We start from the raw sequence: 5,068 nt of genomic DNA, 5'->3' as shown, positions 1-5,068 counted from the left end.
GATGAAAGTCCATAAGACAACAAAAGTGAGTAAAAAGTATCTACATATACAGTTTACACCAAAAAGCCGGGAGAACCAAATAAAGCTGTTGTAAAAGATTGATAATATTGAGATGAAGCCTTAAATTTGCCTGCGGTTTTCCTACATCTCTTGCAGCTTCTAAATTACGAATTGCTGACTGATTTTGACCTAAATGGTATTTGGCTTGCCCCTGAATAAATCTATATAAACTTACATCTCTTGTTCTAAGAATATCTGTTGATATCTCAAACAATACCCCTGATATTTGCGGTTTTCTACTAAAAAGGATAGATAAAACATCTAATGCTTGCTGAGCAAATTGATTTGCCTCATCCCAATGTTTTTGCATTAGAGCAACTTCAGCTAAAAAACCATAATCTCTTGCTAATTCAATATATCTGTTCTCAGATTTATGTAGTTCTAGTGCTTGCTTAGCTAATTTTTCTAATGGTTGGCATTCCGGTAATTCATAGAGAAAATCACCAAATTTAACGATGAGATCAGGTATTAATTCTAAATTTTGATTATTAACAATAAATTTAAGATATTTCCGAACGTAATGTAGAGTGTTTTGCCAAGAATCATGATTAATATCTCGATTTTTAAAATCTTTAATATAATAGCAAAAAGCAATATTGCCAAGTATTTTTCCCTGGTGTTCTAAACTATTACTCTGCTGCCACAGTTCTAATCCTTTTTGATAATGATTTATCGCTGCATCTATTTTGTTATTAACTTGTTTAACAAAACCTAGTAAAGATTCTAAATTAGCCTCGATTTCTAAACTGAATTCGTCAGTATGCAATTCTCTTTGTGCTGCTTCTAGCTCACTTTCTAGTAATAAATAGTCATCTGTAAGCATTAGGGTATTACTAAAAAATTGCTGAGCAAATTGTCTAATAAAATTAACTAATTCTTTTGATGAAATGATAAAATTTCTCGTAGTTGCCCAACTTTCTAAATCAGGAGCAAACTGCATCAGCCGCTTGTGGACTTGCTCATCAATCCACAATACAAATGGAAAATAAAAATTGTTGCGAAACTCCTCTCGCACTTGATTGGCAGAAATTAGCATTTCCTCAAGTTTCTGCACAGATTCTAAACCTAAAATCATTAAGCAGGCAGGTAGTTCCTCGCCAAACCGCTCTCGAATTGCCGAATAAAGTGTTTTTTCTGACTGTTTGATGTCTAAAATATGGAGTTCAACTTGACAAGTTTCGCGTAATTTCTCTACTAACTGCTTGCGTAAACTGGCGTAATTACACCGTGCTAAAATCAGCTTGAATTGTCCAACAGAAGCCTCGATCGCCCAAGCTAGTTGTTGCAGCGCTTTTTCATTTTCTTGGCTTAATGGAGTTTGTTCCGGTTCAAGTGATTCAGTCATAATTGCAACTTTGTAAAGATGTGAGGCGGAGCCTCACGGGAGGCATTCCCAGGCTGAGCCTGGGAACGAGAGACTGGGAGCCGGGAAATTCTCCCCCCTTTTTAAGGGGGGCTGGGGGGGATCATCACTGCAATTCTCTTGCTTCTGCTAAAATGGGGTTGACATCAAACCAAGACTCGCCGCGATCGCGATATTCAAATACGAATCTACTGCGAATTAGCTTTTGGTATCCTTGATCGTCGCTGACTTTTTTCCTTTGCTTGACATGCCGGAGCAATTGCCACTCATCATCAGAAATGGGCATAATCATTTCATTGCGACGAGCGCGAATTACATTATCCAACGTGTCACGAGAAAGGGGAAGTTTCATTTCCTCCATAATCCACGTATTCAACAGCCGCAGCAAGTCGCGTACATGACCACCACTCATTCTACACAATCGATCTAAAGTAGCAGCACGATCAAAAATAAAAGTAATGTTACTAAGGCGCTGATCTGATCTCAAATCTGGATAAGCTCTAGCTAGCACCATCTGTCGTAAAAGTGCCATTCCTTCTTCATGCTCACTACCATCTGGCGATTGTACAGGTACCATTGGTAAAACCTTGGGATCTTCCCATCGCTGTGTCAGCATTCCATAATCATTGGAAAATTTCAAAGACAGAGGCATTGTATATAGTACATGACAATTTAGTTTGGTCAGATACTCCCCCTGATCGACAAACAAGTATTCCTGTTGCGGGCGTTCCCAAGCTTTGGGACGATTATCAATGCGGTCAAGATTATCTACAATTACTACTAGACCCTTTTTGCCCTGCTGTTTGAGTTTGGTAATTGCAGGTTCGATGATTTCTTGATTAATCACTTCTAGCAGTTTAGTTTTTTGTGGTCCCAAGTACTGATTAAGTTTTTCCCGCAGCGTCGCATCACTTTTTACTTTAGCAGTGATTTCACCAATCCCAAAAAACACAGATAACTTTTCTTTTTCCGAGGTGACACCTACATCCCCAACTCCGGGTACTTTGAGTTTTGCCCCTGTCACCTCGGCATTTAAAACTTTTACCGCACCTTGCAGCAAGTCCTTGAGTTTTTTGGGTTCGTCAAGTTTGAGTTGCTCCAAACTTTGACTAATACGATGGGCGATCGCCAGCAGTACATCAGCAATATCCACATCTGTCATTTCCAAGTCTTCACTAGACTCAAAATAGACCACATGGTAGCTATCTTGTTCTAATTCTAACTTTAAACGTAACAATTCTGTCGATTTACCACAACCAATATGCCCTGTAAACAGAGTGCAAGTGGGATCATCTGGCTTGAAAAACGTAATTTTCTGCTTAATTTTGGTAATTATATCACCCCCGCGAACTTCGGAAAAGTCGATATAATACTTTTTGTCTTGGGCATTACTGACAACCAGAGTGCGGCTAGGGTCGGTTACTTCATAAAATTTTCGTAAATCTACTGTCATAAAACTTGCAATCAGAGAGTTTTTCATATCCCTAAAACTAAGGATATGATTAAATACAGTCTTCACCCTCAATTTTTATGTGATTTTACTACCTAATATAATGGAAATTATATTTAAAGTGGCTTCGAGACAACGAATCCCCCTCATCTACTGAGAATAAGGCGGAAGGAGAACCAAAAAATGGTCAGTAGTATTAAAGAACTGATTGAGGACTCGGAACTAAGCAATATTGATGATCCAGAAGAGAAATTCATTACTAGTGGTGTTCCCTGGGAAAGCTATGAAGCGCTGCTAGATAAGTTAGCAGACAACTCTCATTACCGTGTTAGTTATTTAGATGGGTTATTAGAAATTGTGTCGCCTTCAATCAGACATGAAAATATAAAAACAAATTTGGGTATGCTGCTAGAGCGCTTTTTCTACAAAAAGCGCATTCGTTTTGTCCCTATGGGAAGTTCCACTTTCAAAAATAGAGCAAGAAAAGCTGGAGCAGAACCAGATGAATGTTATTGCATAGGAGAAGCGAAAAAAGTACCAGACTTAGCCATAGAAGTAATTGTTACTAGTGGGAGCATCAGCAAGCTGGAAGTTTACCGACGCTTAGGAGTGCGAGAGGTTTGGTTTTGGGAGAGATATCAATTTAAGCTGTACCACTTACGGGATAATTCCCCAACTGAAAAAGCGACTGTTTACCCCGACACCTATGGATATGAGCAAATTACTCGAAGTAAGTTGTTGCCCCTGGACATATTCTTGCTAGAACAATGTATCTCAATCTCAGATTGATTGAGGTCGAGGGAAGCTATTACGCTTCGCCCCTCCCCTTTAAATCTGGACGTGCGTATTTCTACGCATCCAGCTTCCGATATTCTTGTGATAAGGGTTCCTCCCCATCTAGACCCAGTACCTTTAGTTTCGGGTTTGCGCCGTAACCGGGTTGTCAACTGATTTCCCCCTATCTTTTGCTCATGTGGATGTAATCGTGACAACTTTCATGGATGACAACTAAGTTGTCTTTCTTCTGGTTGCTGTGATTACCGTCAATGTGGTGCAGGTGTACTCGTTCTTCACTTGTAAACTTTAAGCCACATTCAGCACATGTATGGTTCTGCCTATGTAATTGTCTAGAGGTTTCTCCGTCATATAACTTACTGTTCCTTTCAGTCCAGTAGGTTAAGTCTCCGTCGTAAGGCGATTTTCGTCCTTTGACTTTGACATGGCGGTTTTCGGAGTAGGGAACCGTTGGGAAAGCTTGGTCTAGTAGTTTCTTACTAGAGTGTTTGTTCTGTTTTGGTTCCTTATTAAATACTCGATAAGTTCTTTTCTGTGTGTAATACAAGGAGAACCTTGTATCACTCATGTTACAGAACTTGTGGTAATTTCTCCATCCTCTGACGATTGGGGCTAATTTCTTAGCCTTGACGTTGGCTCCATAATTCGAGTTATTGACGATGTTTTTGACTTTCTTCCGGAAGGCTTTGAAATTCTCCTCTGAGGGAGTGCATCTAAACTTTCCGTTGTCTTGGACTTTGAAGTGCCAACCTAGAAACTCAAATCCATCTGTCGAGGCGGTTAGCTTTGTCTTCTTCTCGCTTATCTTTAACCCTCTTACTGCTAGGAATTGGCTGATTCTGTCTTGTAGCTCTTTTTCATCCTCTCCTGATTTTAGGAAAAATACCATATCATCCGCATATCTTACAGATGGGTGTATTTCTTCTATCCCGTTGAGTGCTATATTAGCTAATAAAGGACTCACCACACCCCCTTGAGGTGTACCTTGTTCAGGGAATTCGGGGTTTATTCCTGCTTTAAGCGCTCGAAATATTCCCTCTTTTAGTGCCTTTGGGGCTATAAGGTTATCCATTATGGTTGGATGGTTTATCCTATCAAAGCACTTCTCAATATCCAGTTCAAGGATTCTTTTGTTTATACCGTTGACCTTGGAGCTTAGATTTAGGAAAATCTGCTTTTGGGCATCGTGGGCAGAGCGCCCGGTTCTGAATCCGTATGAATTAGCATGGAAGGTTGCTTCGTGTGCTGGTTCTAGGGCGAACTTTGCTAGACATTGCCATGCTCTGTCTGCCACAGTGGGGACGATATAATAAGACTGCACAGAACTTCAAGTCTCTTTTGGGAAATAGTGTCACCATCATTAATCCCATCCACCCGTTGTACGGTCAGTCTGTTGTCAT

General features: G+C 40.0%; 3 protein-coding genes and 1 pseudogene. 1 reads left to right on the top strand and 3 read right to left on the bottom strand.

Translation table 11 applies throughout. The features are described from left to right. Nucleotides 1-40: 40 nt before the first annotated feature. Both ICL16_RS04250 and ICL16_RS04245 read right to left on the bottom strand, forming a co-directional pair. Complete coding sequence (locus tag ICL16_RS04250; RefSeq protein ID WP_190825652.1) at nt 41-1,405, bottom strand: hypothetical protein; 1,365 nt, start codon at nt 1,403-1,405, stop codon at nt 41-43. 124 nt (nt 1,406-1,529) lie between these two features. Next, the gene (locus ICL16_RS04245; RefSeq protein WP_190825651.1) at nt 1,530-2,876 is read right to left on the bottom strand and encodes a P-loop NTPase fold protein; all 1,347 of its coding nucleotides are present in this window, start codon (nt 2,874-2,876) and stop codon (nt 1,530-1,532) included. Nucleotides 2,877-3,056: 180 nt separating this feature from the next. Here ICL16_RS04245 and ICL16_RS04240 point away from each other — a divergent pair, with 180 nt between their 5' ends. After that, nucleotides 3,057-3,662 (top strand): Uma2 family endonuclease, encoded by a 606-nt coding sequence (locus ICL16_RS04240; RefSeq protein ID WP_190825650.1) that lies wholly within the window; start codon nt 3,057-3,059, stop codon nt 3,660-3,662. A 169-nt stretch (nt 3,663-3,831) separates the two neighbouring features. On the opposite strand, the pseudogene ICL16_RS04235 reads toward ICL16_RS04240, so the two are convergent. Further along, a pseudogene (locus ICL16_RS04235) lies at nt 3,832-4,971 on the bottom strand (group II intron reverse transcriptase); the annotation flags it as partial. Nucleotides 4,972-5,068: the final 97 nt, after the last annotated feature.

Source organism: Iningainema tapete BLCC-T55, assembly GCF_014698965.1.
GTDB classification, from domain to species: Bacteria; Cyanobacteriota; Cyanobacteriia; order Cyanobacteriales; family Nostocaceae; genus Iningainema; species Iningainema tapete.
This window is presented reverse-complemented; position numbering and strand designations above follow the sequence as displayed.

Bases quoted from the DNA above. Each gene is read 5' to 3' on its own strand.
- ICL16_RS04250 (WP_190825652.1), bottom strand. From the start codon at position 1,405: ATGACTGAATCACTTGAACCGGAACAAACTCCATTAAGCCAAGAAAAT.
- ICL16_RS04245 (WP_190825651.1), bottom strand. From the start codon at position 2,876: ATGACAGTAGATTTACGAAAATTTTATGAAGTAACCGACCCTAGCCGC.
- ICL16_RS04240 (WP_190825650.1), top strand. From the start codon at position 3,057: ATGGTCAGTAGTATTAAAGAACTGATTGAGGACTCGGAACTAAGCAAT.